At 69.0% G+C, this 1,617-nt stretch carries 1 protein-coding gene; it reads right to left on the bottom strand.

Going from position 1 to position 1,617, the window contains the following annotated elements:
• Window positions 1–57 precede the first annotated feature (57 nt).
• Window positions 58–1,347 carry an ATP-dependent Clp protease ATP-binding subunit ClpX gene (clpX, locus tag ACFVWU_RS44885; protein ID WP_063347569.1) on the bottom strand — a complete coding sequence of 430 codons (1,290 nt, stop codon included), beginning with the start codon at window positions 1,345–1,347 and terminating at the stop codon, window positions 58–60.
• Window positions 1,348–1,617: the final 270 nt, after the last annotated feature.

The following is a 1,617-nucleotide window of genomic DNA, read 5'->3' as shown; positions in this document are numbered from 1 at the left end:
GCGACGGGCCCCCGCACGGGATCCGGTGCGGGGCCCCTTCGCATGACTGCCGTCGGGTCAGGCGCTCTTCTCGCGGCGCTCGCGCTTGATCATGTCGCGCGGGACGAGGGTGGGGATGGCGTGCTTGGAGACCACGTCCCCGGTGACCACCACGCGGGCGACGTCCTGGCGCGAGGGGACCTCGTACATCACGGACATCAGCACCTCCTCCATGATGGCCCGCAGACCGCGCGCGCCGGTGCCGCGCAGGATCGCCTGGTCGGCGATCGCCTCCAGCGCGTCCCGGGAGAACTCCAGCTCCACGCCGTCCAGTTCGAAGAGCTTGCGGTACTGCTTGACCAACGCGTTCTTCGGCTCGGTGAGGATCTGCAGCAGCGCCTCGCGGTCGAGGTTGTGCACGCTGGTGATCACCGGCAGACGGCCGATGAACTCGGGGATCATGCCGAACTTCACCAGGTCCTCGGGCATCACCTGGCGGAAGTGGTCGCTGGCGTCCGACTCGCGCTTGGAGCGGATGTTGGCGCCGAAGCCGATGCCCTTGGCGCCCGCGCGGCCCTCGATGATCCGCTCCAGGCCGGCGAACGCGCCGCCGACGATGAACAGCACGTTGGTGGTGTCGATCTGGATGAACTCCTGGTGCGGGTGCTTGCGCCCGCCCTGCGGCGGCACCGAGGCGGTGGTGCCCTCCAGGATCTTCAGCAGCGCCTGCTGCACGCCCTCGCCGGAGACGTCGCGGGTGATCGACGGGTTCTCGCTCTTGCGGGCGACCTTGTCGATCTCGTCGATGTAGATGATCCCGGTCTCGGCCTTCTTGACGTCGTAGTCGGCCGCCTGGATCAGCTTGAGCAGGATGTTCTCGACGTCCTCGCCGACGTAGCCGGCCTCGGTCAGCGCGGTGGCGTCCGCGATCGCGAAGGGCACGTTCAGCATCCGGGCCAGGGTCTGCGCCAGCAGGGTCTTGCCGGAGCCGGTGGGGCCCAGCAGCAGGATGTTCGACTTGGCCAGCTCGATGGCGTCCTCGCGGCCGTTGCCGCCGCTGCGCCCGGCCTCACCGGCCTGGACCCGCTTGTAGTGGTTGTAGACGGCCACCGACAGCGCCTTCTTGGCGAGGTCCTGCCCGACCACGTACTGGTCCAGGAACTCGTAGATCTCGCGCGGCTTCGGCAGTTCCTCGAAGCGGACCTCGGAGGTCTCGGCGAGTTCCTCCTCGATGATCTCGTTGCACAGGTCGATGCACTCGTCGCAGATGTACACGCCTGGGCCGGCGATCAGCTTCTTCACCTGCTTCTGCGACTTGCCGCAGAACGAGCACTTGAGCAGGTCGCCACCGTCTCCGATGCGTGCCACGAGGTGCTTCCCCTTCGCCAGGGGCCCCGCAGGGGTTCCGGGGCCTGGTGCTGTGGACCGTCCGCGCCGACGGCGCTCGGTCTCGCTATCCGACGGTACTCTGCCGGGCCGGTGATTCCGTCCTCTTCGCCGGGTCTGCCCTACGCCCTGGGCGAATTGATACCGAACAGATGCCGTGCCAGAGCCCGCCGACGGGTCGGGGGGGGGGGGGCGGCCCCGGGGGCGGGCCCCCCCCCCCCGGCCCGCCCCCCGCGGGGGGGTATAAAAAAA

It is taken from the genome of Kitasatospora sp. NPDC058190 (assembly GCF_042883685.1).
GTDB lineage: Bacteria > Actinomycetota > Actinomycetes > Streptomycetales > Streptomycetaceae > Kitasatospora.
The sequence above is the reverse complement of the archived record's forward strand: the minus strand, read 5'-3'. Positions and strand labels throughout refer to the sequence as shown.